This window comes from Streptomyces sp. SCSIO 75703, from assembly GCF_036607905.1.
In the GTDB taxonomy this organism is placed as follows: Bacteria; Actinomycetota; Actinomycetes; order Streptomycetales; family Streptomycetaceae; genus Streptomyces.
Window position 1 is genome coordinate 4,673,440 of record NZ_CP144555.1, and the last position, 24,910, is coordinate 4,698,349.

The following is a 24,910-nucleotide window of genomic DNA, read 5'->3' on the forward strand; positions in this document are numbered from 1 at the left end:
GGACGGCGGGACCGCGCACCGCGCGGACCGCGGACGTCACCGGCGACCGACACGGTCGATGCCGGACCAGGCGCGGCGCCCGGGAGCCTGACGGGAGAAACCCCCGCATGCTCGAACCGACCGACACCACAGAGTCCGCGACAGCCACCACGGACGCCGACTCGAACACCCCCAGCGACACCCTGCCCCCGCGCCGCCGGCGCCGGGCCGCCTCCCGCCCCGCGGGCCCGCCCTCGGGCGCCTCCGAGGCACAGGCGGAGACCGTCGCCCCGGCCGAGACGGCCGTGACCGGCCCCGAGGCCCTCGAGGACCCCGAAGACTCCGAGGAGACGGCAGCCGCCGAGGCCGCCGGGACCGAAGAGGCCACCGAGACCCCCGAGGCCGCCCCGGCCCGCCCCCGGCGCCGTGCCGTGCGCCGCGCCTCCGCCCCCGCCGGAGCGCCCGCCGCCGCCGAGGCGGCCGAGACCGTCGTCCCCGCGGCCCCCGCCGCCGACGCGCAGGCCCCCGCCGAGGCGCCCGCCCCGGCCGTGACCGCGGAGGCCGAGCCCCCGCGCCGCACCCGCCGCCGCGCCACCCGCGACACCACCTCGCCCACGGCCGCGCAGGCCCCGGCCGAGCAGACCCCCGCCGCACAGGCCCCGGCCCGGGACAACGCCCAGGACACGCAGGGCACCGGCCCGGCGGGCGACGCCGAAGCCGCCGATGAGGCCGGCCCGCGCCGTGGCCGCCGACGGGTCGCCCGCCGCGCGAGCGCCCCGGCCGACACGCCCGGAGCCGCCGCCGACACCACCGTCGAGCAGCCCGCCCCGGCCGACACGCCCGAGCCCGCCGCCGAGACCCCCGGGACCACCCCGCCGTCCACCGCGCCCGCCGCTCCCACCGAGGACGCCGCCCCGCGCCGCGCCCGCCGCCGCGCCACCCGCAAGGCCGCCGGCGGATTCGCCGAGCCCGCGCACACCGCCGCCTCCGGCACCGAGGAGTCCGGCACGCCGAAGCGCCCGGCCCGCCCCGCCGTCGCCCTCTTCCAGCCGCCCGTCTTCGCCGAGCCGCGCTTCCAGACGCCCGAGCGGGCCGCCGCGGAAGCCGCCGCCGAGGCCGCCGGCACCCCCGCGCCCGAGCAGGACGAGGACCACACCGAGGAACCCGCCGCGTCGCGCCGCCGTCGCCGCCGCCGGGGCGCCGCCCCCGAGGACACGGCCGAGGAGCGCACCACCACGCCCGCCGCCGAGACCGGCCCCGACCACGCCACCGCGGCCGACGACGACGCCGACGACCAGAACGACGCCGACGACCAGGGCGACGACGGCGACCACGGCGACGACGGCGAGGGCAGCGAGGAGTCCGGCTCCCGCCGCCGCCGTCGCCGGGGCGGACGCCGCCGCCGGCGCGGCGACTCCACCGACGGCGACGGCACCGACGGCGACCACGACCACGCCGACGGCGACACCACCGACGGCGCGCACGGCACGGAACCCGGCACCGGACACACCGCCGAACGGCCGGCCGACGAGGACGCCGAGGACACCACCGCACAGGCCGACGAGGACGCCGAGGACGGCGACGACACCTCCGGCGAGACCGACCACGCGGGCGGCTCCAGCAGCAGCCGACGCCGCCGTCGTCGCCGCCGCCGCGCCGGGGACGCCTCCGGCGAGGCCGAGTCGTCCACCGACGACCCCGAGCGCACCGTCGTCAAGGTCCGCGAGCCCCGCAAGGCCACCGAACCCTCCGACGAGGTCCAGTCCATCAAGGGCTCCACCCGCCTGGAGGCCAAGAAGCAGCGCCGCCGGGAGGGCCGCGAGCAGGGCCGCCGCCGCGTCCCGATCATCACCGAGGCCGAGTTCCTCGCCCGCCGCGAGGCCGTCGAGCGCGTCATGGTCGTCCGCCAGCACGGCGAGCGCACCCAGATCGGCGTCCTGGAAGACGACGTGCTCGTCGAGCACTACGTCAACAAGGAGCAGTCGACCTCGTACGTCGGCAACGTCTACCTCGGCAAGGTGCAGAACGTGCTCCCGTCGATGGAGGCCGCCTTCATCGACATCGGCAAGGGCCGCAACGCCGTCCTGTACGCTGGCGAGGTCAACTTCGAGGCGCTCGGCATGTCCGGCGGCCCCCGCCGCATCGAGTCCGCCCTGAAGTCCGGGCAGTCGGTGCTCGTACAGGTCACCAAGGACCCGATCGGCCACAAGGGCGCCCGCCTCACCAGCCAGGTCTCCCTGCCCGGCCGCTACCTGGTCTACGTGCCCGAGGGCTCGATGACCGGCATCAGCCGCAAGCTCCCCGACACCGAGCGCTCCCGCCTCAAGTCCATCCTCAAGCGGATCGTCCCCGAGGACGCAGGCGTCATCGTGCGCACCGCCGCCGAGGGCGCCAGCGAGGACGAACTGCGCCGCGACGTCGAACGCCTCCAGGCGCAGTGGGACGAGATCCGCAAGAAGGCCAAGGGCGGCAACGCCCCGACACTGCTCTACGGCGAGCCGGACATGACCGTCCGGGTCGTGCGGGACATCTTCAACGAGGACTTCTCCAAGGTCGTCGTCAGCGGCGACGAGGCGTGGCAGACCATCCACGGATACGTCTCCCACGTGGCGCCGGACCTCGCCGACCGGCTCTCCCGCTGGACCTCCGAGGTCGACGTCTTCGCCACGTACCGGATCGACGAGCAGCTCGCCAAGGCGCTGGACCGCAAGGTCTGGCTGCCCAGCGGCGGTTCGCTGGTGATCGACCGGACCGAGGCGATGGTCGTCATCGACGTCAACACCGGCAAGTTCACCGGCCAGGGCGGCAACCTGGAGGAGACGGTCACCAGGAACAACCTGGAGGCGGCCGAGGAGATCGTCCGCCAGCTCCGGCTGCGCGACCTCGGCGGCATCATCGTCATCGACTTCATCGACATGGTGCTGGAGTCCAACCGGGACCTGGTGCTGCGCCGCCTGCTGGAGTGCCTGGGCCGCGACCGCACCAAGCACCAGGTCGCCGAGGTCACCTCGCTGGGCCTGGTGCAGATGACCCGCAAGCGGGTCGGCCAGGGCCTGCTGGAGTCGTTCTCGGAGACCTGCGTCCACTGCAACGGCCGGGGTGTCATCGTCCACCTCGACCAGCCCTCCGCCGCGGGCGGCGGCAAGCGCCGCAAGCGGGCCCGCGCCGGGGCGGCCGAGCAGCCGCACGAGCACGAGGCGGCGGCCGGCGTCGAGACCGGCCCGACCGCGGAGCAGGAGGCGGAGACCGAGGCCGAGGTGGCCGCCGAGGCGGCCGAACCGGTCGCCCTGCCGGCGCCCGACTTCAGCGCCGACGAGGAGCTGTACAACAGCGCCGCCGAGGCGGAGGCCGCCGCGACCCGCGGCCGTGGCCGCCGCCGGACCGGCAGGCGCGCGTCGGCCCCGGCGGGCGCCCCCACCCGGGACACCGCCGTGCCGCAGGGCCCGACCGCCCAGGACGTCAGCGCCGCCGAGGAGGCCGAGCGCCCGGTCCGGCGGGAGCCGGCCGCCGAGGCGCTGGCCGAGCCGGCCGCCGTCGAGGACGCGGTCGTCGAGGCGCCCGCCGCCCAGGCCCCCGAGGCCGCGGAGGCGCCGGCCGCCGAGGCCGCCGCCGTGGACGAGGCCGCCCCCAAGGGCCGTACCCGGCGCCGGGCCACCCGGAAGGCCACCGCTCCGGCCGGTTCGCCCGCCGGGGCCGAGGCCGCCGTGGTGACCGTCGCCGACACGCCGCAGGCCCCGGCCGAGCCGGAGGCCCCCGCGGCGCCGGAGACCCCGGCCGAGGCGCCTGCCGAGGCCGCCCCGGAGGCGTCCGAGGCCGAGAGCGCGGCCCCGGCCCGCCCGCGGCGCCGGGCGGTGCGCAAGCCCACCACCTCCACCGCGTCCGAGGACACGGCCGTCGTGGTCGTCCCGTCGGCCACGGCCCCGGAGGCGGCCCCGGCCGCCGAGGTTCCCGCCGAGACCGGGACCACGGAGGCCACCGAGGCCCCCGCGGCCACCGAGGCCGCCGCGCCGGGCGAGGCGGCCGGGACCGAGGAGGCGGCCGGGACCGAGGAGGCGGCGCCCGCCAAGAAGGCGGCGGCCCGCAAGACGGCCAAGAAGGCCACCGCGAAGAAGGCCGCCACCAAGAAGACGACCGCCACCAAGACGGCGGCCAAGAAGACCGCGGCGAAGAAGGCCACGGCCAAGAAGGCGGCGGAGACGACGACGGCCAAGACCACGGCCGCCAAGACGACGCCCGCCAAGAAGGCCGCCACCAAGAAGGCCACCGCGAAGAAGGCCACCACCAAGAAGACGGCCGCCAAGAAGACCGCGGCGGCCGAGAGCCAGGCACCGGCCACGGTCACCGCCACCGCCGACGAGGGCTGACCCGCCCCGCAGGCACCACCGTGTGGCCCCGCCCCCCAAAGGGACGGGGCCACACCCCTTCCCGGACAACTTCCCGCACCTTCCCGGCCACCCCCCGCCCCGGACGGAGACCCGCGGGTCCGCCGCGGCCATGATGACCCTTCGGCGCCGGGACCCGTCCGTCGCCGCACGAGACCCCCGCGACGGAGGAACGGTGCCGGTCCTGTCACGGCTCATCCCCTCACCGGTCGCCGTCCACATCCGCCGCGGCGCCCTCGACGACCTCCCCGACCTCCTCGTGGACCAGCGCATCGCCCCCTCCGGCCGGGTCGCCGTCGCCGTCAGCGGCGGCTCCGGCACCGCCCTGCGCCGCAGGCTCGCACCCGCGCTGCCCGGCGCCGCCTGGTTCGAGACCCGCGGCGCCGGCCTCGACGACGCCGTGCGCCTCGCCGACCGCACCCGCACCGGCCGCCACGACGCGATCGTCGGCATCGGCGGCGGCCGCGTCATCGACTGCGCCAAGTTCGCCGCCGCCCGCCTCGGACTGCCCATGGTCACCGTCGCCACCAGCCTCTCCCACGACGGGATCTGCTCGCCGGTCTCCGTCCTCGCCAACGACGCCGGACACGGCTCCTACGGAGTGCCCGCACCCGTCGCCCTCCTCGTCGACCTCGCCGTGGTCCGCCGGGCCCCGCCCCGCTACGTGCGCTCCGGCATCGGCGACGCCCTCTCCAACCTCAGCGCCGTCGCCGACTGGGAACTCGCCCACCGGGTCCGCGGCGAACGCGTCGACGGCCTCGCCGCCGCCCTCGCCCGCCAGGCCGGCGAGAGCGTCCTGCGCCACCCCGGCGGCTGCGACGACGACGCCTTCCTCACCGTCCTCGCGGAGGGACTGGTGCTGTCCGGCGTCGCCATGACCACCGCCGGGCACAGCCGGCCCGCCTCCGGCGCCTGCCACGAGATCGGCCACGCCCTCGACCTGCTCCACCCGCGCCACCCCGCCTGCCACGGGGAACAGGTCGGCATGGCCGCCGCCTTCGCCACCCACCTGCGCGGCGACACCGGCCGCGCCCGGCTCGTCGCCCGCACCCTGCGCCGCCACGGGCTGCCCGTGCTCGCCCGCGAGCTGGGCGTCGGCGACGACGACTTCGTCCGCGCCGTCGCCTTCGCGCCGCGCACCCGGCCCGGCCGCTACACGATCCTGGAACACCTGGACCTGCCGCCCGAGCGGATCGCCCACGCCTACGCCGAGTACGCCGCCTCCGTCACCGGGCCACACGGGCCGGTTTGACCCCCGTCCGGCAGGCCCGTAATCTTGAGCGTCGGCGTGTCGACAGACGCGTCACATCCCCGTAAACCCTTTCCTCCCGGACGCGGGCCGCGACCGGGAGAGGCCGTACGCGTCTGCCGCGGGACGGCTGGACTGCGGGGGTGCCGTTCCCGAGCGAGAGAGTGAGATCCGCGTGTACGCCATCGTGCGCAGCGGTGGTCGCCAGCACAAGGTTGCTGTCGGCGACATCGTCGAGGTTGACAAGATTTCCACCGCCAAGGTCGGCGACACGGTCGAGCTCTCGACCCTGCTCGTCGTCGACGGCGACGCTGTGACCAGCGACCCGTGGGTGCTGGCCGGCATCAAGGTCCAGGCCGAGGTCGTGGACCACCACAAGGGCCAGAAGATCGACATTCTGCGCTACAAGAACAAGACCGGCTACCGCCGTCGTCAGGGCCACCGCCAGCAGTACACGGCGATCAAGGTCACTGAGATCCCCGCGGCCGCGAAGTAAGGGACTGAGAACTCATGGCACACAAGAAGGGCGCATCGTCCACCCGGAACGGGCGCGACTCCAATGCCCAGCGGCTCGGCGTGAAGCGCTTCGGCGGTCAGGTCGTCAACGCTGGTGAGATCCTGGTCCGTCAGCGCGGCACCCACTTCCACCCGGGCGCGGGCGTCGGCCGCGGCGGCGACGACACCCTGTTCGCGCTGCAGGCCGGCTCGGTGCAGTTCGGCACCAGCCGCGGCCGCAAGGTCGTCAACATCGTTCCGGTCGCCTGACCCTTCCCAGGGCACGGCTTCCGTACCGAGCGATGCGGCGAGGGCGGACCTCACTTCCCGGCACGGGAAGCAGGTCCGCCCTTTCCGCGTTACAGCTACACCCACCCCCGCACGTTTCTGGAGGCACCACACCATGACCACCTTCGTGGACCGCGTCGAGCTGCACGTCGCCGCGGGTAACGGAGGCCACGGCTGTGCCTCCGTCCACCGTGAGAAGTTCAAGCCGCTCGGAGGCCCGGACGGCGGAAACGGCGGCCGTGGCGGCGACGTGATCCTCACCGTCGACCAGTCGGTGACCACGCTCCTCGACTACCACCACTCCCCGCACCGCAAGGCCACCAACGGCAAGCCCGGCGAGGGCGGCCACCGCTCCGGCAAGGACGGCCAGGACCTGATCCTCCCCGTCCCCGACGGCACCGTCGTCCTCGACGCGGACGGCACCGTCCTCGCCGACCTCGTCGGCCACGGCACCTCCTACGTCGCCGCCCAGGGCGGCCGGGGCGGCCTCGGCAACGCCGCGCTGGCCTCCGCCCGGCGCAAGGCCCCCGGCTTCGCGCTGCTCGGCGTGCCCGGCGACCTCCGGGACGTCCACCTGGAGCTGAAGACCGTCGCCGACGTCGCACTCGTCGGCTACCCGAGCGCCGGCAAATCCTCCCTGATCTCCGTGCTCAGCGCGGCCAAGCCCAAGATCGCGGACTACCCGTTCACCACGCTCGTCCCCAACCTCGGCGTGGTCACCGCCGGCGCCACCGTCTACACCATCGCCGACGTGCCCGGACTGATCCCCGGCGCCAGCCAGGGCCGTGGCCTCGGCCTGGAGTTCCTGCGCCACGTGGAGCGGTGCAGCGTCCTCGTCCACGTCCTCGACACGGCCGCCCTGGAGTCCGACCGCGACCCGCTCAGCGACCTCGACGTCATCGAGGCGGAACTGCGCGCCTACGGCGGACTCGACGACCGGCCCCGCGTCGTCGTCCTCAACAAGATCGACGTACCCGACGGCAAGGACCTCGCCGAGATGGTCCGGCCCGACCTGGAAGCCCGCGGCTACCGCGTCTTCGAGGTGTCCGCCGTCGCCCGCACCGGGCTGCGCGAACTCTCCTTCGCCCTCGCCGAACTGGTGGCCGCCGCCCGCGCCGCACGCCCCGCCGAGGAGTCCACCCGCATCGTCATCCGGCCCAAGGCCGTCAACGACGCCGGGTTCACCGTCACCCGCGAGGACGACGGACTCTTCCGCGTGCGCGGAGAGAAGCCCGAACGCTGGGTCCGCCAGACCGACTTCAACAACGACGAGGCCGTCGGCTACCTCGCCGACCGGCTCAACCGCCTCGGCGTCGAGGACCGGCTCCTCAAGGCCGGGGCCCGCCCCGGCGACGGCGTGGCCATCGGCCCCGAGGAGAACGCGGTCGTCTTCGACTGGGAGCCGTCCGTCACCGCCGGCGCCGAGATGCTCGGCCGCCGCGGCGAGGACCACCGCTTCGAGGCCCCGCGCCCGGCCGCCCAGCGCCGCCGCGAACGGGAAGCCCGCCGCGACGAGTCCCAGCGCGAGTACGACGGCTTCGAACCCTTCTGACGGACCTCCCCCGGAGACACGGGCCCGTTACGGGCCACCCGGGGCCGCGCGCGAACCGGCCCGGTGCCTGCGCACGGGGTCCGCGCGCAGGCACCGCCGAGGCCCGGCTCGTCCCGCCAGGGCCTGGCTTGCCCCCGCCGAGGCCCGGCTCGCCGGGCTCTGACACCGGCCGCCGGGACCTGCCGGGGCCCGACACTCCGCCCCCCGGCAGACGGAGGGCCGCCGAAACGCCGGAAACCGGTACGAGGAGGACACAGAGAGGCTCCGACACGCCCGGCACGCGAAGCCCCCGCCGAACGGAAGCCCGACACGCGGCCTGCGCGTCGCGAGGTAGCGCGACACAGCCGATGCGGGGCTCGCCCGCCGCGAAGTAGCGCGACACGCCCGACACGCGGCCTGCCCGCCACACGGAACCCGACACGCCGAGCCGGACACACCGAACCCGGGCCCGACACTCCGAACCCGGGCCCGACACTCCGAACTCGGGCCGACACGCCGAGGGGCCCGCCCGTACCGCCACCATGCGATACGAGAGGGCCCCTCGGCCTGTCCCGGGCCGGACACCGCGTCAGCCGCGTGCCGACCGCCGCGGACGGCCCTCCGGCAACTCCACCGGCGGCACGTCCTGCCCCAGGAAGACCCGCCGCACCACCCGCTCCGCGGCCCGCCCGTCGTCGAACTCGCAGAACAGCCTGCGGAACTCCGTCCGCGCCTTCGCCGACGTGTCGTCGCACCAGCGGCCCGACAGGAAGACGTCCAGCAGATCCCCCTCGGTGTCCACCACATGACCCGGCGGCTCGTCGTGGATGTCGAAGTACGTGCCCCGCGTGGCCCGGTAGACCTCCCAGTCGTTCGCGTAGACCACGATCGGCCGGTCCAGCAGCGCGTAGTCGAACATCAGCGACGAGTAGTCCGTCAGCAGACAGTCCGCCGCCAGGTACAGCTCCTCCACGCTCGGATGCCCGCTCACGTCCACGACACCCGCCCCCGTGAGCGCCCCCGAGCCGGAACCCAGGTTGAAGTAGTGCACCCGCGACAGCACCGTGAAGTCCTCGCCCAGCCGCTCCGCGAAGTGCTCCACGTCCAGCAGCGGACGCGGCGCCGCGTGGTAGTCCCGGTGCGTCGGCGCGTACAGCACGACCGTCGTGCCGGGAGCGATCCCCAGCGCCTCACGGGCCCGCGCCCGGTCCGCGTCGGTGGCGTTCACCAGGACGTCGTTACGCGGATAGCCGTAATCCAGGGACGTGTACTCGGCCGGGTAGGCACGCTCCCAGACGGCCGTGGAGAAACTGTTGGAGGACACGCTGTAGTCCCAGCGGTCCACCCGCTCCATCAGCGACGTCATCTCCAGCGTGCCCTGACCCACCGGGAACTCGATCAGGTCGACACCCATCCGCTTCAACGGCGTGCCGTGGTGCGTCTGCACATGAACCTGCCCCCGCCGCTTCACCACGGCGGTCGGGAAGTTGACGTTGTTGACGAAATACTTGCCCCGGGCCATGGCCCGCCAGAAACCGAACGACCCCGGACGCACCACGGTCGTGCCCTCGGGCGGACGGTTACGCGTGCCCGGCTTCAGCACCCACACCGTCTTCGTCCGCGGGGACAGTTCCCGCAGCTTGCGGTGGACCGCCGCCGGATTGCACGCGTAGTCCGCGTTCCAGTAGGCGGCGAAGACCGCGACGTCCTTCCGCACCGGCAGCATGCGCTGCGCCCGGTAGTACGCGGCCAGCACCGACGCCCGCAGCGCCTTCCTGACCCGGCCCGGCACCCGCCGGACCCGGCGCGCCAACGCCCGCACCGGCGCCGGCAGCCGCCGCGCGGCCCGCCGGGCCGCCGAACCACCCCCGCCCGGCTCCACGTAACCCGCCGGACGGTACTTCCGCTCCGCCTCCACCCGCCGGGCACGGAACTCGGCCCGCGCGTCCTCCGGCAACCGGCCCGGACTCCGCTCGATCACCCGGAAGTGATGACTCATCCGCTCGAACATCGCCGGCCGCCACCGGTCGAGCCCCGGATGCGCGTCGAGGAAGTCGAAGACCAGCTCGTACTGGTCGAACACGTCGAAGTGCTTGCGGCTGCGCGAACGCAGGATGCTGCCCTGCCGCCGCTGGCGGTAGTGCACGCACACCCGGTCCAGCACGCACACCGACTCCGCCGCCACCAGCACCGGATACGTCCACGGCGTGTCCTCGTAATAGCCCGAGGGGTACGTGAAGCCCCAGCGCTCCACGAAGTCACGCCGGTACGCCTTGTTCCAGGCGACCTGGAGCAGCCCCACCAGCTCCGGGTGATCGTCCAGCCGGAAGACGCCCTCCGGGCTCGTGGTGAGCACCCGCCGCTTGGCGTTGGGCGTGATCCGGCCGTCCCAGTGGGTGCGCGCGTAGTCGAAGACCAGCAGCTCCGGGTCGCCGTTCTCCTCCAGCCGGCGCGAGACCGCCTGCAACGCGCCCGGCAGCATCGTGTCGTCGCTGTCCAGGAAGATCAGATACGTGCCGCGGGCCCGGGACATGCCCTCGTTCCGCGCCCGGCCCAGGCCCACGTTCCGTTCGAGCTGGACCGCCACCACGCGCGGGTCCTTCGCCGCGTACTCGTCCATGATCAGACCGCAGGCGTCGGGAGAGGCGTCGTTGACCGCGATGACCTCGAAGTCCCGGAAGGACTGTCCGAGCACGGAGTCGAGGCAGTCGCGCAGATAACCCTCGACGCCGTACGCCGGCACGATGATGCTGAAGCGGGGCGCCGCGGCGGTCTGCGCGGCGACGGGTGTGGCTGTCATGGGGGCGTGGACTTCCGGAGAGGGACGGGGGAGGGGACGGCGCGGACCGGGACGGGCGATGCCCGTGCGCCCCGCGCGCGGCCTTCATTCGGTTCCGTGCGGGACGAACCCGGGCGGGCGGGGCCGGCCGACGGCCCCCGGCGGCGCGCCCGGACGGGGCGGGCCCCGCAGGCCGGGGTCAGCATCCACCACGTCACGCCGCGCTCCGGTGTCGATACGCCTCAGGGACAGGCCCGACCGCTCCGCCAGGGGGGTACCCGGCCGTGGGCGGCCGACGGCGGAAACCGCCGCGCCGCACCCACTGTCCACCACGGAGGCCACGAGAGGCCAAAGGCGGCGATCGTCCTATGAATACACGGGTCGGCAGCCTACACGAGCCCGGATCCCACCCCACCTGCGGGTGACGCGCTCCCGCCCCCCCGGTGCCGGCCCCGTCGGCACCCCCGCCCACGGCCCCCCACCGCCGCGCCTCACACCGGGAGCGCCGCCCTCCCCTTGAGCGGCTCCCACCAGGAACGGTGCTCCCGGTACCAGCGCACCGTGTCCGCCAGCCCCTCCTCGAAACCGACCAGCGGCTCGTACCCCAGCTCCTCCCGGATCTTCGCGAACGACAGCGAGTACCGCAGATCGTGCCCCTTGCGGTCCGCGACGTACTCCACCCGGTCCGCACCCGCCCCGCACGCCCGCAGCAACAGCCCCGTCAGCTCCCGGTTGGACAGCTCCGTACCGCCGCCGATGTGGTACACCTCCCCGGCCCGCCCACCGCGCAGCACCAGGTCGACCCCACGGCAGTGGTCCAGCACGTGCACCCAGTCCCGCACCTGACGCCCGTCCCCGTACAGAGGCACCTTCCGGCCGTCCAGCAGGTTCGTCGTGAACAACGGGATCATCTTCTCCGGGAAGTGATACGGCCCGTAATTGTTCGAGCAGCGCGTCACCACCACGTCCATCCCGTGCGTGCGGTGGTACGACAGCGCCAGCAGGTCCGCGCCCGCCTTGGACGCCGCGTACGGCGAATTCGGCGCCGGCACGCTCTCCTCCGTCCAGGAACCCTCCGCGATCGACCCGTACACCTCGTCCGTCGACACCTGCACGAAACGCCCCACCCCGTGCCGCCGCGCCGCCTCCAGCAGCACCTGCGTGCCCAGCACGTTCGTCGCCACGAACGGCGCCGCGTCCGCGATCGACCGGTCCACGTGCGACTCCGCCGCGAAGTGCACCACCACGTCCTGGCCGCGCACCACCTCGTCCACCACCACCGGATCCCGCACGTCGCCCCGCACGAACACGTACCCCTCCCGGCCCGCCACCGGCGCGAGGTTCGCCTCGTTGCCCGCGTACGTCAGGCTGTCGAGCACGGTGACCCGCGCCCCGGCCCCCGAGGCGAGCCGCCCCAGGAGCAGCGCGCGCACGAACTGCGAACCGACGAACCCCGCTCCGCCGGTGACGAGAATCCTCATGTCCGCCAGCATTCCACGGGCCCCGCACCTCCCCACGACACCCCGGTCCCCACCCTCCCGGCGCCCGGCTTCGGCCCTCCCGGCACCCCGGCTCCCGCCCTCCCGGCCCCGTGTCCAGCCCACGGAATGGACGCGCGGCCCGCGGCCGTCCTCCCGTAGATTGGCGGCGCCGCCACCGGACACGGCGGGGCGCGAGAACGGCCGAGTGAGGACGACGCAGGTGACAGTGGCAAGGCAGGACGTGAGCGAAGCCCGCAGGATCGTCGTGAAAGTCGGCTCCTCCTCGCTGACCACCGCCTCCGGCGGACTCGACGCCGACCGCGTCGACGCCCTCGTCGACGTCCTCGCCAAGGTCCGCAGCGGCGGCGAACGCGAGATCGTCCTCGTCTCCTCCGGCGCCATCGCCGCCGGACTCGCCCCCCTCGGCCTGCGCCGCCGCCCCCGCGACCTCGCCCGCCAGCAGGCCGCCGCCAGCGTCGGACAGGGCCTCCTCGTCGCCCGCTACACCGCCTCCCTCGCCCGCTACGGCGTCCGCGTCGGCCAGGTGCTGCTCACCTCCGACGACATGAGCCGCCGCTCCCAGCACCGCAACGCCTCCCGCACCCTCGACAAACTGCTCGCCATGGGCGCCCTCCCCGTCGTCAACGAGAACGACACCGTCGCCACCGACGAGATCCGCTTCGGCGACAACGACCGCCTCGCCGCCCTCGTCGCCCACCTCGTCCGCGCCGACCTCCTGGTGCTCCTGTCCGACGTGGACGGCGTCTACGACGGTGACCCCAGCCGCCCCGGCACCTCCCGCCTCGCCGAGATCCGCGGCCCCGCCGACCTCGCCGGCGTCGAGATCGGCAGCGCCGGCAAGGCAGGCGTCGGCACCGGCGGCATGGTCACCAAGGTCGAGGCGGCCCGCATCGCCGCCGCCGCCGGCATCCCCGTCGTCCTCACCAGCGCCGTCCACGCCGCCGACGCCCTCACCGGCGGCGACACCGGCACCTACTTCCACGCCACCGGCAAACGCTCCACCGACCGCCTCCTGTGGCTCCAGCACGCCTCCACCCCGCGCGGCGCCCTCGTCCTCGACGACGGAGCCGTCCGCGCCGTCGTCCAGGGCCGCAAGTCACTCCTCCCGGCCGGCATCGCCGCCGTCGAGGGCGACTTCGGCGCCGGCGACCCCGTCGAACTACGCGACCCCGCCGGCCACGCCGTCGCCCGCGGACTCGTCGGATTCGACGCCAAGGAGATCCCCCGCCTCATCGGCCGCTCCACCCGGGAACTGGCACGCGAACTCGGACCGGCGTACGAACGGGAAGTCGTACACAGGGACGATCTGGTGATCCTGCACCCGTAATAGGTCGAAACGTCCCCGAATCGGCGGTGGACGTTCCGCAAAACCGCCCCGCGATCTCCCGCGGCCTGCTCAACTTTCCTGAGGGATGGGCCCGGCCGACCACCGGGCCGGACCGTGTGCGGAGGAGGCCGTCGTGAGCAGAGTGCGCCCTGGGACGCCGGCGTCCCGCTCCGGTACGTCCAGGGGCGCCGCCGGAGCGCGCGGTGGCACCACGGCGCGCACCACCGGCGCCCGCGCCCCCCGCGCCGGTGAGGAACGCGCCCTGACCAGCGTCGCCGCCGGCGACCGCTTCCGCGGCGAGGAACCCGAACACACCCCCCGCCTGTGGCACGTCACCCTCAGCGTCTCCGGCGCCCGCGCCCCGCTCGCCGAGGTCCGCCGCGCGCTGGAACAGCTCGCACACGACCATCCCTTCCTGCTGACCAGCAGATACGCCGACGACCACGCCGAGATCCGCTACTGGGAGGAGGCCCGCGACCTGCACGACGCCGCCGCCGTCGCCCTCCGCCTGTGGGGCGAGCACCGGCAGACCGCCGGACTGCCGCCCTGGGAGATCGTCGGCCTGGAGGTCATCGACCGGGCCACCTACCACCAGCGCATCGCCGCCGGCTACGGCCCCGCCCCCGCCACCCCCGTCGGCGTCCACCCCTTCTGAGGCTCCGGGGCTCCGGGGCTTCTCCGGCCGCGGTGCCTGGGTGTCCGCGCGCCTGCGTGTCTGCGTGTCTGCGTGTCTGCGTGCCTTGGCGTTTTCGGGGTCTCGGGATCTCGGGGTCTCGGTATCGCGGTGTCCCGGGGGCCGCGGAAAGCCCCGCCCGCGGGCCGCCCGGCTGCCGGGCATGCCGGGCGTCGCGTGCGTCCGGCGGCGCCTCCCGGGGTCCCGGGGGGCGGGCCCCGGCGGGCTGGCCCCCCTGCGGTCCGGGCCCCTCTGGGCCGGACCCTCGTGGGTCGCCCCCTCGCGGACCGGGCCCGCCCGGGAACCCCGGACCGCCCGCCCGGCCGATCCACCGCAAAACAGACGTCTCGGGGTGTGGGACAAGCCCCGGACGCCCCGCTCCGGCGCATTACCCTGCCCCCATGACCACGCTCTCGCCGTACGACTCGATGTCCCCGGTCACCCAGGCCGCCTACCGGGCCAAGGCCGCCGCCGCCGACCTCGCGCCGCTGCCGCGAGCCCTCAAGGACGACGCGCTGCTCGCCGTGGCCGACGCCCTCGAGGTCCGCACCGGCGAGATCGTCGAAGCCAACGCCCAGGACGTGGCCAAGGCCCGCGCCGCCGGCACCGCCGACGCCATGATCGACCGGCTCACCCTCACCCCCGAGCGGATCCGCGCCATCGCCGCCGACGTCCGCGACGTCGTCGCCCTCCCCGACCCCGTCGGCGAGGTCGTCCGCGGCTCCACCCTCCCCAACGGCATCGACCTGCGCCAGGTCCGCGTCCCCCTCGGCGTCGTCGGCATCATCTACGAAGGCCGCCCCAACGTCACCGTCGACGCCGCCGCCCTCTGCCTCAAGTCCGGCAACGCCGTCCTCCTGCGCGGCTCCTCCTCCGCCTACCAGTCCAACACCGCCCTCGTCCGCGTCCTCCGCGACGCCGTCGGCGGCGCCGGACTGCCCGCCGACGCGATCCAGCTCGTCCCCGGCGAGAGCCGCGACAGCGTCCGCGAGCTGATGCGCGCCCGCGGCCTCGTCGACGTCCTCATCCCGCGCGGCGGCGCCTCCCTCATCCGCACCGTCGTCCAGGAATCCACCGTCCCCGTCATCGAGACCGGCACCGGCAACTGCCACGTCTACGTCGACGCCCACGCCGACCTCGACACGGCCATCGACATCCTCGTCAACTCCAAGGCACACCGCGTCAGCGTCTGCAACGCCGCCGAGACCCTCCTCGTCCACCAGGACATCGCCCCCGCCTTCCTGCCCCGCGCCCTGGACGCCCTCGCCGACGCCGGCATCACCGTCCACGCCGACGAACGCGTCCTCGCCCACGCCAAGGACACCCGCGCCACCCTCGTCGAGGCCACCCCCGAGGACTGGGAGACCGAATACCTCTCCCACGACATCGCCGCCGCCGTCGTCGACTCCCTGGACAAGGCCGTCGAACACATCCGCCTGTGGACCTCCGGTCACACCGAGGCCATCGTCACCAGCTCGCAGCAGGCCGCCCGCCGCTTCACCCAACTGGTCGACTCCACCACCGTCGCCGTCAACGCCTCCACCCGCTTCACCGACGGCGGCCAGTTCGGCTTCGGCGCCGAGATCGGCATCTCCACCCAGAAGCTGCACGCCCGCGGCCCCATGGGCCTGCCCGAGCTGACCAGCACCAAGTACATCGTCACCGGCGACGGACACGTACGCCGCTGAGGGCGCACGCCGGGGGCATATGCCCCCGGCCCGCTCCGGCGCGTGCGCCGTCGCGTCGAACGGGGCATCTCACCCAGCGGATGAATTTCCCCACCGTCTGCCCAAAACGACCCCCCGCCACTACTCTGGAACCGTGCCGGAGGACGTGGGGGGCACGCCGTTCCCGGACGGCTGGGAGCCCGACGACGACCACGACCACGGGGTGACGGACGAAGAGTTCGCCTCCGTGGTCTTCGACGAGGACTTCGTCCGCGCCGCGGCGGTCCACGAGCCATCCGCGGTGGAACGCCTGCTCGCCGCCGCCGAGGCCAGAGCCGAAGCCTCCGAAGCGGAGGCCGCCCGCCGCACCCGCGCCCGCGGCGAACGCCCCGACGACCCGTACCCCGGATACGGCCACCACCCCGGCACCGACGACCCCGACGAGGACCTCGACCCGCTCGACCGCCCCTACGGCGCCCCCGGCGCCTACGGCCGGCAGGCCCGCTGGCACCGCCCCGTCGCCTGGGTCCTCGCCGTCGTCATGGGCGTCGGCATGGTCGCCCTCGCCTTCGCCGCCGTCTACCGCGGCTCCTCCTCCGGCGGCGGCAGCCCCCAGCAGGCCCCGCCCCCCGCCTCCACCGGCCGGGAACAGGGCGGCGACCACACCGGCCCCTCCGCCTCCGCCGACCACTCCACACCCCCCGTCCCCGTCATCCCGCACAGCCCCTGACCACTACCGCCCACCCGGCCGCCCCCGCCCCAACTTGACGCGCACGGGCGCGTTTACGCGGCCCCCCGCAGACCAACCCTGGAAGTATGGGAGGGTCTGACGATCCGCCCGAAGGGACACCCGAGGGTGCGCCCGGAGGCGGCGATGACGAGTACCGGTCCGTCGTCTTCGACGAATCGTTCATCCGCGCTGCCCGCCTCCAGGAATACTCCGCCGAGGAACGCGTCACCGACCACGCCCCCGCCGTCCGCCGCAGACCCCGCCGCCGACGCGGACTGCCCCACCAGGCACTCATCCTCGTCATGCTGGTCGCCGTCGCCTTCGGCACCGCCATCTACATGGGCGTACGCCACCCCTACCAAGGCCCCGCCGCCCAGCGCCTCGGCGAACCCGCCAGGCTGAGCGTCGTCCCCCTCGCCCCCCGCCACCCCGTCCCCGGCGCCGACGACCCCGAACGCCTCTACGCCCACAGCCCCGCCGCCCGCTTCCGGACCGGCGCCGACGGCATCACCCTCCCCGGCGGACGCCGCACCGCCCACTTCTCCGACGACCAGGTCCTCAGCGCCCTCGCTATCGCCAAGGACTACATCGTCCGCTCCTCCCTCGACCCCGACGTCCTCACCGGCGGCCCCGTCCGCACCGTCCGCGTCCTCCTCGACCCCGACCAGCACGACCAGTTCGACCGCGGCTTCAGCCACCCCGCCGCCGACGGCCGCAACACCCCCACCGGCTGGCTCGTGCGCTTCGACCCCGACCACGCCCGCCTCGCCGACGACCAGACCCGCGTCCAGGGCCACCTCACCCTCACCGAGAGCGACTCCTCCACGCTCGAGGTGACCGCCGACCACACCCTCGTCTACGCCCTGCGCCCCGCCGACGACCCGCACGGCAAGGTCTCCCTCTTCACCGTCCGCCGCGAACTGCTCTTCCGCTTCGACCGCGACGACCTGCGCCTCCACCACACCCGCCTCGTCACCTCCTCCGTACGCGCCGGCCCCCTCTCCTGCGCCGAGAACCCCGCCAACCACCTCCGCCCCCTCCTCGCCGGCCAGACCCCCAAGGACGGCGCACCCGCCGACACCGACCCCTACACCCCCGACGGCGTCACCCACCTCTGCGGCACACTCGCGGACCGGGCCCAGCCGACGGGGGGATGAGATGGGCGGTGGCTGTGAGACGAGCGACGGGGGAGAGGGCGTGCGAGGCGGCTCGCGCAGGCCTAAGCGGCCGGTAGGAGGCCCCCAGGCGTGTCGTGCCCTCGGCGTGTCGTGGTGTCGCGGTGGGGAGCCGCGAAGAGACCCCGGGCGTGTCGTGCCCGCCCGCAGGGCGCCCAGGGAGCGCTCCCGCCCCCGGGCCCGTTGTGTCGGCCGTAGGAAGCCTTCACAGCATCCCGGGCGTGTCGCGGCAGTGGCGGGACACACCCGGAGTGCGTTGAGCGGACCGTGTCCGCTACCCGGAGCGATCGGAACGCCCCGGGCGTGTCAAACCGCGTGAGCCGCCCCGGGAGGGGCGTGACCCGGCGCGAGGCCGAGACCCCGCACCGGCCGGCAGCGTCGGCCCGGATCAGCCGTTCTCGCGCGGCGGCCCGTCCCCCGGCGCATCGGGGCCCTCCGGCCGGTCCCGGCCCTCCGCCTGCCCGCCCTCCGGTCCCGTCCCGTCCTTCGGCGGCCGAGGCGTGGACGACGTGAAGCCGCCGAAGCCCCGCCGCACCCGCTCCCCGAGATCTCCCGCACCGCCGGCGATGTCGTTCACGAGCTTCATCAGCGGATCCTTGGAATTGCGCACATGGCCCGCGTAGTGCGACGCCGACTCGCGGAACGAGTCCCGCACCGAGGCGTCGCCGTCCTCGTCCCGCCGCGGATAGTGACCATCCATGACGCGCTGGTAGTCGCGCGAGGCGGCCCACTTCCGCAACTCGGCCGCGCGCACCGTGGTGAACGGATGCGACCGGGGCAGCACGTTCATGATCTTCAGTACGGAATCGCGCAGATCGCCACCGGCCTCGTACTCGTCGGCCTGCTCCAGGAACGCGTCCACGTTCATCTCGTGCAGATGATTACCGCCCGCGATCTTCATCAGGCCCCGCATCGACGCCTGCAGATCCTGGCCGACCAGCAGACCCGCCCGGTCGGCCGACAACTCCGACTTGCGGAACCACTCGCGCAGCCCCGTGACGATCGCCATGATCGCCAGATTGCCCAGCGGAATCCACGCCACCCGGACCGCGAGACTCGTCAGGAACAGCAACACGGTCCGGTACACCGAGTGACCGGACAGCGCGTGCCCGACCTCGTGCCCGACGACCGCGCGCATCTCCTCCTCGTCCAGCAACTCGACGAGCCCCGTCGTCACCACGATGATCGGCTCGTCCAGACCGATGCACATCGCGTTCGGCACCGGGTCCTGCGTCACGTACATCGGCGGGACCTTCTCCAGGTCCAGGATGTAGCAGGCGTCCCGCAACATCACGTTCAGATGCGCGAACTGCCGGTCCGAGACCCGCACCGAATCCGAAAGGAACAACAACCGGAGACTCCGCTCCGGCAACAAACCGCTCAACGCCTTGAAAACCGTGTCGAAACCGCTCAGCTTCCGCAACGCCACCAGAGCACTGCGATCCGCCGGATGCTCGTACGCCCGCGAGGAGATCCCCGGAAAACGCCGCCGTTGCCGGCCCGGCACCCGCTCCCGCCCGCTGTCGTCGTGGCCGTCGGACATGTCTTCCCCCAGGTACTCGAGCGGGCCCGCGCATCACCACGGCCCGGTGCGTAACCCACGCGCGTGCGTGCGCGCATCCCCGAAGCAGAGCCCAGCCTAGGCGGAGATACCGTGGACGGGCAGTACAGCGAAGGAGTCCGCGCCATGGAGTACAGCCCCCACACCGTCCGGCTCGCCCAGGCCGTGACCGCCGCCGAGCCCCAGGGGCCCGGAAACATGCTCCGGATCGTCCTCCTCGTGATGATCGTGGGCTGCGCCCTGACCGCGTGGTTCCTCCTGCGGGGATACAAGCGCAAGGACGACTGAACCGACCGAACGGTTCCCCCCTTCCGACCGCCGTCCGGCACGCGCGCGTGCCCAACGGCGGAGTCGGCGTGATCGTCCCCGGCGGCCCCGCATACGATGAGCCGGACGTCCATGTCCCGCCCACACGTGAATAGGTCCTGCCGAAGATGAGCATCCAGAGCACTGCTGCCCAGTTGGTCACCCTCGCATCCGAGGGCGGAGGCAACCACGAAAGCCTCGAACCGATCCTCGTCGGAGGCGGCGCCCTGGCCGTCCTGCTGCTCCTGCTGTGGATCACCACACGCTTCAACCGCGACCGCTAGAACCCGGGAGGATCGTGGGGGTTCCTCCCGCTCCGCGAAGCCGCGGACCCGGAGGGGAGCCAGGGCTCCGCGACCGGGCCGGTAGGGTCTGCACGCATGGGAGAGCAGGACATGCCTACCGGCCCGGCGCACGACACCGGAGGCGGCACACCGCACCGCCCGGTGCCCGCCGGTCCCGGCAACGGCCCCTCACGGACGGGCAAACGCCGACTCGGCGTCATGGGCGGCACATTCGACCCGATCCACCACGGACACCTCGTGGCGGCCAGCGAAGTCGCCTCACAGTTCCACCTCGACGAAGTCGTCTTCGTCCCCACCGGGCAGCCCTGGCAGAAGAGCCACCGCACCGTCTCCGCGGCCGAGGACCGGTACCTGATGACCGTCGTCGCCACCGTCGAGAACCCGCAGTTCTCCGTCAGCCGCATCGACATCGACCGCGGCGGACCCACGTACACCGTGGACACCCTGCGCGACCTGAGTGCCCTCAACCCGGACACGGACCTGTTCTTCATCACCGGCGCCGACGCCCTCGCCCAGATCCTCACCTGGCGCGACAGTGAGGAACTCTTCTCCCTCGCCCACTTCATCGGCGTCACCCGGCCCGGCCACCACCTGACAGACGACGGACTCCCGGAAGGCGGCGTCTCGCTCGTCGAGGTTCCCGCGCTAGCCATCTCCTCGACGGACTGCCGGGCCAGAGTCGCCCAGGGCGAACCCGTCTGGTACCTGGTGCCGGACGGCGTCGTGCGCTACATCGACAAACGTCAGCTGTACCGCGGCCAGTGAGCCGAGAGGGGCACCCGGTGAACGACCGATACGACGCGGGGTACGGGCCCGAACCGTACGAGCTGGTCGGCTACGACGACTACGGCCGGCCGGTCTACCGCCAGGCCCAGCCCCCGGCCGACCCCGCCCGGCAGCAGACGTACGACCCATACGCACCGCACGACGGACACCCCCAGGGCTACGCCTACGACCCCTACGGCACGGGCGCCCACGGGCAGCAGCCCGCCCAGACCTACGACGCCTACGGCAACCCGACCGGCTACGCCCCCGGCTACGGCACGTACGACACCCCCGACACCCCGACGTACGACACCCCCGAGACCCCAGGCGGCCGGCAGACGTACGACACGCAGCACCCCGCCCCACCGGGCGGACCGCACCCGTACGACACACACAGCCCCGCCACGCCCGACGGCGGCCGGCACACCTACGACACCCACGCCCAGCCCGCGGGCGGCGGCCCCGCCCGCTCCCGCGTCGCCGAACAGACAGCCCACATCCCCCAGCAGGCCGGCCCGCCCGAGGAAACCGCGCCACCCGCCGACGACACCGACGGCGAGACCGCCCCCGACTACCGCACCGAACAGTTCGCCTTCGTCGAAGAGCCCACCGACGACTCCGAAGACGTCATCGACTGGCTCACCTTCACCGAGAACCGCACCGAACGCCGCGAAGAGGCCCGCCGCCGCGCCCGCAGCCGCCTCATCGCGCTGACCGTCGTCCTGGCACTCATCGCCGCCGGCGGCGTCGGCTACCTCTGGTACGCCGGAAAACTCCCCGGCATGTCCTCCTCCGACGACGCGAACGGCGCCACCACCGCGGCCGGCGCCCAAAAACGCGAGGTCATCGCCGTCCACCTGCACGACACCAAGAAGGGCACGACCTCCACCGTCCTCCTCGTCGACAACACCACCACCAAACGCGGCACCGCCGTCCTGCTCCCCAACGCGCTCGCCCTCAGCGCCGACGACGGCAGCACCACCACGCTCGCCAAATCCGTCGACGACGCCGGCCCCGACACCACCCGCTCCGCCCTCGACTCCGTCCTCGGCACCGACATCGAGGGCACCTGGCGCCTGGACACCCCCTACCTCCAGATCCTCGTCGACCTCGTCGGCAACATCGAGGTCGACACCGACACGGACGTGCCCGACCCCGACACCGAGGACAAGGACGCGACTCCCCTCGTCCGCAAGGGCGAGGACCAGACCCTCAGCGGCAAGATGGCCGTCGCCTACGCCACCCACACCGCCCCCGGCGAGACGGCCGACACCCAGCTCCAGCGCTTCGGACAGGTCGTGCAGGCAACCCTGCGCAAACTCTCCTCCGACCCCAAGGCCGCCACGACCACCGTGGAGACCCTCGGCATGATCCTCGACCCGCCCCTCACCGAGGGCGACCTCGGCACCTTCCTCGCCGGACTCGCCGACCGCGCCAAGGGCGGCGACTTCTCGACCGTCCTCCTGCCCGTCCAGACCGGTGGAAGGCTCGGCGCCGAGGACGCCGACGGCATCGTCAAGGACATCCTCGGCGGCACCGCCAAGAGCCCCGACAAGGACGCCGCCGTCAGCGTCTCCGTCCGCGACGCCACCGGCGAGGACCGCGCATCCAAGGCCCGCGTCACCCTCCTCAACGGCGGCTTCACCTACCTCGACGGAGGCACCGCCACCGGCACCGCCTCCACCTCCGAGGTCGTCTACGCCGACGCCGCCGACAAGGAGAACGCCGTCCAGGTCGCCAAGACCCTCGGCCTGCCCGACAGCGCCGTCACCCAGGGCAAGGTCGCCTCCAACGCCGGAGTCTCCGTCCTCCTCGGCCGCGACTACACCCCTCAGTCCTGACAGGAAAGGGCCCCCGGGCGGCACCGGGGGACCCTTCCGCGCGAGCCGCCACCGGCGACCGTGAGACCCTTGAAGTCAACCCACCACCGACCGAAAGCCACGCAGTGACCGCGACCGACCGCTCCATCGAACTCATCACCACGGCCGCCCAGGCGGCCGCCGACAAGCTCGCGCACGACATCGTCGCCTACGACGTCAGCGACGTGCTGTCGATCACGGACGCCTTCCTGCTGGCCTCCGCGCCCAACGACCGCCAGGTCAAGTCCATCGTCGACGAGATCGAGGAACGCCTCGCCCGCGAACTCGGCGCCAAGCCCGTCCGCCGCGAAGGCGACCGCGAGGCCCGCTGGGTCCTCCTCGACTACGTCGACATCGTCGTCCACGTCCAGCACAGCGAGGAGCGCGTCTTCTACGCCCTGGAGCGGCTGTGGAAGGACTGCCCCGAGCTGGACCTCCCCGCCGACGCCGTGGCCACCCGCGGCAAGGCCGAGGAGCACGCCCGGCAGCAGACCGCCGCCGACGAGGCCGCCGGCACCGCCGGGGAACCGCGATGAGCACCACCGGCGAGGTGACCGCCGGGCGCGCCGAACGCGGCCGGCGCGTCATCCTCTGGCGGCACGGCCAGACCGCCTGGAACGTGGAACGCCGCTTCCAGGGCACCACCGACGTGCCCCTCACCGCCACCGGCGCCGCCCAGGCCCGCCGCGCCGCCAAGCTGCTCGCCGGACTGCGGCCCGACGCGATCATCTCCTCCGACCTCACCCGCGCCGCCCACACCGCCGCCGAGCTGTCCACTCTCACCGGACTGCAGGTGACGGCGGAGGAGGGCCTGCGGGAGACCTACGCGGGCATCTGGCAGGGACTGACCCACGACGAGATCATCGCCCGCCACGGCGAGGAGTACGCGGCCTGGAAACGCGGCGAACCCGTCCGCCGCGGCGGCGGCGAACTGGAGACCGAGGTCGCCGACCGCGCCGCCCCCGTCGTACTCCGCCACGCCGAGAAACTCCCCGAGGACGGCACCCTGGTCGTCGTCAGCCACGGCGGCACGATCCGCACCACCATCGGCCGCCTCCTCGGCCTCGCACCGCCCACCTGGGAGAGCCTCGGCGGGCTCACCAACTGCTGCTGGTCCGTGCTGGGCGAGGGCGCGCGCGGCTGGCGCCTGCTCGAGCACAACGCCGGCACCCTGCCGGAACCGGTCCTCGGCGACGACGTCTGAACGGCCCGAGACCAGCCCCGGACCCGGATTTCACTTTCCGGCAGGGCGCAGGCTAAAGTTCTTCTTGTTCGCCCCGCCGAGCGGGACCGGACGGAGACCATACGACCCGGTCGTGTGGCACCAGGGGCTATAGCTCAGTTGGTAGAGCGCCTGCATGGCATGCAGGAGGTCAGGAGTTCAATTCTCCTTAGCTCCACAGCACACGGACGAATCCCGTCCCCTCCAGGGGGCGGGATTTTTCGTCGCCTCGGCTTGAGCAGGGGAGCCCCGGCAGTCGTATACCCCTGTGAGGCTCCGTGTCCGGACTGGTACCGAGGCGTCGCTGACCGTGTCGGTCCGGTCGTGGCAGAATCAAACGGCCGGAAGGGGGCGCGGCCCGACGGGAGGGAGAGACGATGCCTGGGAGCATCCTCGAGGAGGCCGGTGGCCTCTTCGGCGGAGCGGTGACACCGAAAACGGCCACCCGTCTCAGCTGCCCTTCCTGCGGTTCCGCCCACGTCGCCCAGGTCCTCGGCGACAACGGCGGCATCTCGTACGTGTGCACCGCCTGCGGCCATAGCTGGAGCTGAACAATGGGTGCACACAGGCGAAAGTGCGACTGGTGTGGCAGCGGCACCCCCATCGTGCGCGACATGGAGCCGCTCAACCCCGAGTACCAGTACTGGTGCGAGGAATGCGCGCGGGCGCTGATCATAAAAGGCGACCCCATCGAGACCTACCGGGAGCTGGAGGGGGAACCGATCTACGGCCGGCTCCTGGAGGAGCACTGCACCCTCAAACGGTTCTACTCCTTCGTCACCGCCTGAGACACGACCCGGCCCGCCGGGGCACGCACCGGGGGCGCGGTCCGGGCCGCCTGCTCGGCGTGTCGGCCCGTAGACGACGTCACACCGGGCGCACGAGGGAATCGATTTGGTGTTGGACCCGGTCGACCGTGTAATGTTGGCGTCGCCGCCGGGGAAACCAGGCGGTGAGGAAGCGCGGAGCACCGCGTGACCGGCCTGGGGCTATAGCTCAGTTGGTAGAGCGCCTGCATGGCATGCAGGAGGTCAGGAGTTCAATTCTCCTTAGCTCCACAAGGAAATCCCCCCGGATCATCGGATCCGGGGGGATTCTTCGTCAGACGGGGCGAG

21 protein-coding genes and 2 tRNA genes are annotated in these 24,910 nt (G+C 73.4%); 20 read left to right on the top strand and 3 right to left on the bottom strand.

Features of this window, described 5'->3' with window-relative positions:
* Positions 1 to 107 precede the first annotated feature (107 nt).
* The 5 genes from VM636_RS20515 to obgE all read left to right on the top strand — a co-directional run bounded on the left by VM636_RS20515 (position 108) and on the right by obgE (position 7,945).
* Positions 108 to 4,343: an Rne/Rng family ribonuclease gene (locus VM636_RS20515; protein WP_338485278.1), complete on the top strand. Its 4,236-nt coding sequence runs from the start codon at positions 108 to 110 to the stop codon at positions 4,341 to 4,343.
* 193 nt (positions 4,344 to 4,536) lie between these two features.
* Positions 4,537 to 5,613, top strand: a complete 1,077-nt coding sequence (locus VM636_RS20520; RefSeq protein WP_030418284.1) for an iron-containing alcohol dehydrogenase family protein — start codon at positions 4,537 to 4,539, stop codon at positions 5,611 to 5,613.
* Positions 5,614 to 5,785: 172 nt separating this feature from the next.
* Complete coding sequence (gene rplU, locus VM636_RS20525; RefSeq protein ID WP_004931419.1) at positions 5,786 to 6,106, top strand: 50S ribosomal protein L21; 321 nt, start codon at positions 5,786 to 5,788, stop codon at positions 6,104 to 6,106.
* 14 nt (positions 6,107 to 6,120) lie between these two features.
* A complete protein-coding gene (rpmA, locus tag VM636_RS20530; protein ID WP_006132816.1) occupies positions 6,121 to 6,375 on the top strand; it encodes a 50S ribosomal protein L27 in 255 nt (84 codons plus the stop codon).
* Between the two features lie 133 nt (positions 6,376 to 6,508).
* Positions 6,509 to 7,945: a GTPase ObgE gene (obgE, locus tag VM636_RS20535; protein ID WP_030418285.1), complete on the top strand. Its 1,437-nt coding sequence runs from the start codon at positions 6,509 to 6,511 to the stop codon at positions 7,943 to 7,945.
* 568 nt (positions 7,946 to 8,513) lie between these two features.
* Here the strand turns inward: obgE and VM636_RS20540 are convergent.
* Both VM636_RS20540 and rfbB read right to left on the bottom strand, forming a co-directional pair.
* Positions 8,514 to 10,724 (bottom strand): bifunctional glycosyltransferase family 2 protein/CDP-glycerol:glycerophosphate glycerophosphotransferase, encoded by a 2,211-nt coding sequence (locus tag VM636_RS20540; RefSeq protein ID WP_051821163.1) that lies wholly within the window; start codon positions 10,722 to 10,724, stop codon positions 8,514 to 8,516.
* A 470-nt stretch (positions 10,725 to 11,194) separates the two neighbouring features.
* Positions 11,195 to 12,184: a dTDP-glucose 4,6-dehydratase gene (gene rfbB, locus VM636_RS20545; protein ID WP_030418287.1), complete on the bottom strand. Its 990-nt coding sequence runs from the start codon at positions 12,182 to 12,184 to the stop codon at positions 11,195 to 11,197.
* A 241-nt stretch (positions 12,185 to 12,425) separates the two neighbouring features.
* Between rfbB and proB the strand changes: the two genes are divergently transcribed.
* The 5 genes from proB (at position 12,426) to VM636_RS20570 (ending at position 17,759) form a co-directional block, all read left to right on the top strand.
* Positions 12,426 to 13,532, top strand: a complete 1,107-nt coding sequence (gene proB, locus VM636_RS20550) for a glutamate 5-kinase (RefSeq protein WP_030418288.1) — start codon at positions 12,426 to 12,428, stop codon at positions 13,530 to 13,532.
* A gap of 133 nt (positions 13,533 to 13,665) precedes the next feature.
* Positions 13,666 to 14,187 carry a hypothetical protein gene (locus VM636_RS20555; RefSeq protein WP_078855688.1) on the top strand — a complete coding sequence of 174 codons (522 nt, stop codon included), beginning with the start codon at positions 13,666 to 13,668 and terminating at the stop codon, positions 14,185 to 14,187.
* A gap of 419 nt (positions 14,188 to 14,606) precedes the next feature.
* Positions 14,607 to 15,893 (top strand): glutamate-5-semialdehyde dehydrogenase, encoded by a 1,287-nt coding sequence (locus tag VM636_RS20560; RefSeq protein WP_053912484.1) that lies wholly within the window; start codon positions 14,607 to 14,609, stop codon positions 15,891 to 15,893.
* A 133-nt stretch (positions 15,894 to 16,026) separates the two neighbouring features.
* The gene (locus VM636_RS20565; protein WP_030418291.1) at positions 16,027 to 16,602 is read left to right on the top strand and encodes a hypothetical protein; all 576 of its coding nucleotides are present in this window, start codon (positions 16,027 to 16,029) and stop codon (positions 16,600 to 16,602) included.
* A gap of 86 nt (positions 16,603 to 16,688) precedes the next feature.
* Positions 16,689 to 17,759 carry a hypothetical protein gene (locus VM636_RS20570; RefSeq protein WP_030418292.1) on the top strand — a complete coding sequence of 357 codons (1,071 nt, stop codon included), beginning with the start codon at positions 16,689 to 16,691 and terminating at the stop codon, positions 17,757 to 17,759.
* A gap of 406 nt (positions 17,760 to 18,165) precedes the next feature.
* Here VM636_RS20570 and VM636_RS20575 read toward each other — a convergent pair whose 3' ends face one another.
* A complete protein-coding gene (locus VM636_RS20575; RefSeq protein WP_051821164.1) occupies positions 18,166 to 19,320 on the bottom strand; it encodes a M48 family metallopeptidase in 1,155 nt (384 codons plus the stop codon).
* 144 nt (positions 19,321 to 19,464) lie between these two features.
* Between VM636_RS20575 and VM636_RS20580 the strand changes: the two genes are divergently transcribed.
* The 10 genes from VM636_RS20580 to VM636_RS20625 all read left to right on the top strand — a co-directional run bounded on the left by VM636_RS20580 (position 19,465) and on the right by VM636_RS20625 (position 24,853).
* A complete protein-coding gene (locus VM636_RS20580; protein WP_030418294.1) occupies positions 19,465 to 19,626 on the top strand; it encodes a hypothetical protein in 162 nt (53 codons plus the stop codon).
* Between the two features lie 146 nt (positions 19,627 to 19,772).
* Entirely contained in the window at positions 19,773 to 19,928 is a 156-nt protein-coding gene (locus tag VM636_RS20585) for a hypothetical protein (RefSeq protein ID WP_030418295.1), read from the top strand.
* Between the two features lie 96 nt (positions 19,929 to 20,024).
* Positions 20,025 to 20,714, top strand: a complete 690-nt coding sequence (nadD, locus tag VM636_RS20590; protein WP_030418296.1) for a nicotinate-nucleotide adenylyltransferase — start codon at positions 20,025 to 20,027, stop codon at positions 20,712 to 20,714.
* 17 nt (positions 20,715 to 20,731) lie between these two features.
* Complete coding sequence (locus tag VM636_RS20595; protein WP_053912485.1) at positions 20,732 to 22,555, top strand: LCP family protein; 1,824 nt, start codon at positions 20,732 to 20,734, stop codon at positions 22,553 to 22,555.
* Between the two features lie 104 nt (positions 22,556 to 22,659).
* Positions 22,660 to 23,109, top strand: coding sequence for a ribosome silencing factor (gene rsfS / locus VM636_RS20600; protein ID WP_030418298.1), 450 nt, complete (start codon positions 22,660 to 22,662; stop codon positions 23,107 to 23,109).
* Positions 23,106 to 23,777, top strand: a complete 672-nt coding sequence (locus VM636_RS20605) for a histidine phosphatase family protein (RefSeq protein WP_053912486.1) — start codon at positions 23,106 to 23,108, stop codon at positions 23,775 to 23,777. Before rsfS ends, VM636_RS20605 begins: the two co-directional genes overlap by 4 nt.
* A 123-nt stretch (positions 23,778 to 23,900) precedes the next feature.
* Positions 23,901 to 23,973, top strand: a tRNA-Ala gene (locus VM636_RS20610).
* A 199-nt stretch (positions 23,974 to 24,172) separates the two neighbouring features.
* On the top strand, positions 24,173 to 24,346 hold the full coding sequence (locus VM636_RS20615; protein ID WP_107091261.1) for a hypothetical protein: 174 nt from the start codon (positions 24,173 to 24,175) through the stop codon (positions 24,344 to 24,346).
* Positions 24,347 to 24,349: 3 nt separating this feature from the next.
* Entirely contained in the window at positions 24,350 to 24,583 is a 234-nt protein-coding gene (locus tag VM636_RS20620) for a hypothetical protein (RefSeq protein WP_004988233.1), read from the top strand.
* Positions 24,584 to 24,780: 197 nt separating this feature from the next.
* A tRNA-Ala gene (locus tag VM636_RS20625) sits at positions 24,781 to 24,853 on the top strand.
* Positions 24,854 to 24,910: the final 57 nt, after the last annotated feature.

What these genes read in the sequence shown, in the direction of transcription:
- VM636_RS20620 (WP_004988233.1), top strand. Translation starts at nt 24,350, where the DNA reads ATGGGTGCACACAGGCGAAAGTGCGACTGGTGTGGCAGCGGCACCCCC.
- VM636_RS20605 (WP_053912486.1), top strand. Translation starts at nt 23,106, where the DNA reads ATGAGCACCACCGGCGAGGTGACCGCCGGGCGCGCCGAACGCGGCCGG.
- VM636_RS20570 (WP_030418292.1), top strand. Translation starts at nt 16,689, where the DNA reads ATGGGAGGGTCTGACGATCCGCCCGAAGGGACACCCGAGGGTGCGCCC.
- VM636_RS20540 (WP_051821163.1), bottom strand. Translation starts at nt 10,724, where the DNA reads ATGACAGCCACACCCGTCGCCGCGCAGACCGCCGCGGCGCCCCGCTTC.
- rfbB (WP_030418287.1), bottom strand. Translation starts at nt 12,184, where the DNA reads ATGAGGATTCTCGTCACCGGCGGAGCGGGGTTCGTCGGTTCGCAGTTC.
- VM636_RS20575 (WP_051821164.1), bottom strand. Translation starts at nt 19,320, where the DNA reads ATGTCCGACGGCCACGACGACAGCGGGCGGGAGCGGGTGCCGGGCCGG.
- obgE (WP_030418285.1), top strand. Translation starts at nt 6,509, where the DNA reads ATGACCACCTTCGTGGACCGCGTCGAGCTGCACGTCGCCGCGGGTAAC.
- rpmA (WP_006132816.1), top strand. Translation starts at nt 6,121, where the DNA reads ATGGCACACAAGAAGGGCGCATCGTCCACCCGGAACGGGCGCGACTCC.
- VM636_RS20580 (WP_030418294.1), top strand. Translation starts at nt 19,465, where the DNA reads ATGGAGTACAGCCCCCACACCGTCCGGCTCGCCCAGGCCGTGACCGCC.
- VM636_RS20515 (WP_338485278.1), top strand. Translation starts at nt 108, where the DNA reads ATGCTCGAACCGACCGACACCACAGAGTCCGCGACAGCCACCACGGAC.
- VM636_RS20615 (WP_107091261.1), top strand. Translation starts at nt 24,173, where the DNA reads ATGCCTGGGAGCATCCTCGAGGAGGCCGGTGGCCTCTTCGGCGGAGCG.
- VM636_RS20560 (WP_053912484.1), top strand. Translation starts at nt 14,607, where the DNA reads ATGACCACGCTCTCGCCGTACGACTCGATGTCCCCGGTCACCCAGGCC.
- nadD (WP_030418296.1), top strand. Translation starts at nt 20,025, where the DNA reads ATGGGAGAGCAGGACATGCCTACCGGCCCGGCGCACGACACCGGAGGC.
- VM636_RS20585 (WP_030418295.1), top strand. Translation starts at nt 19,773, where the DNA reads ATGAGCATCCAGAGCACTGCTGCCCAGTTGGTCACCCTCGCATCCGAG.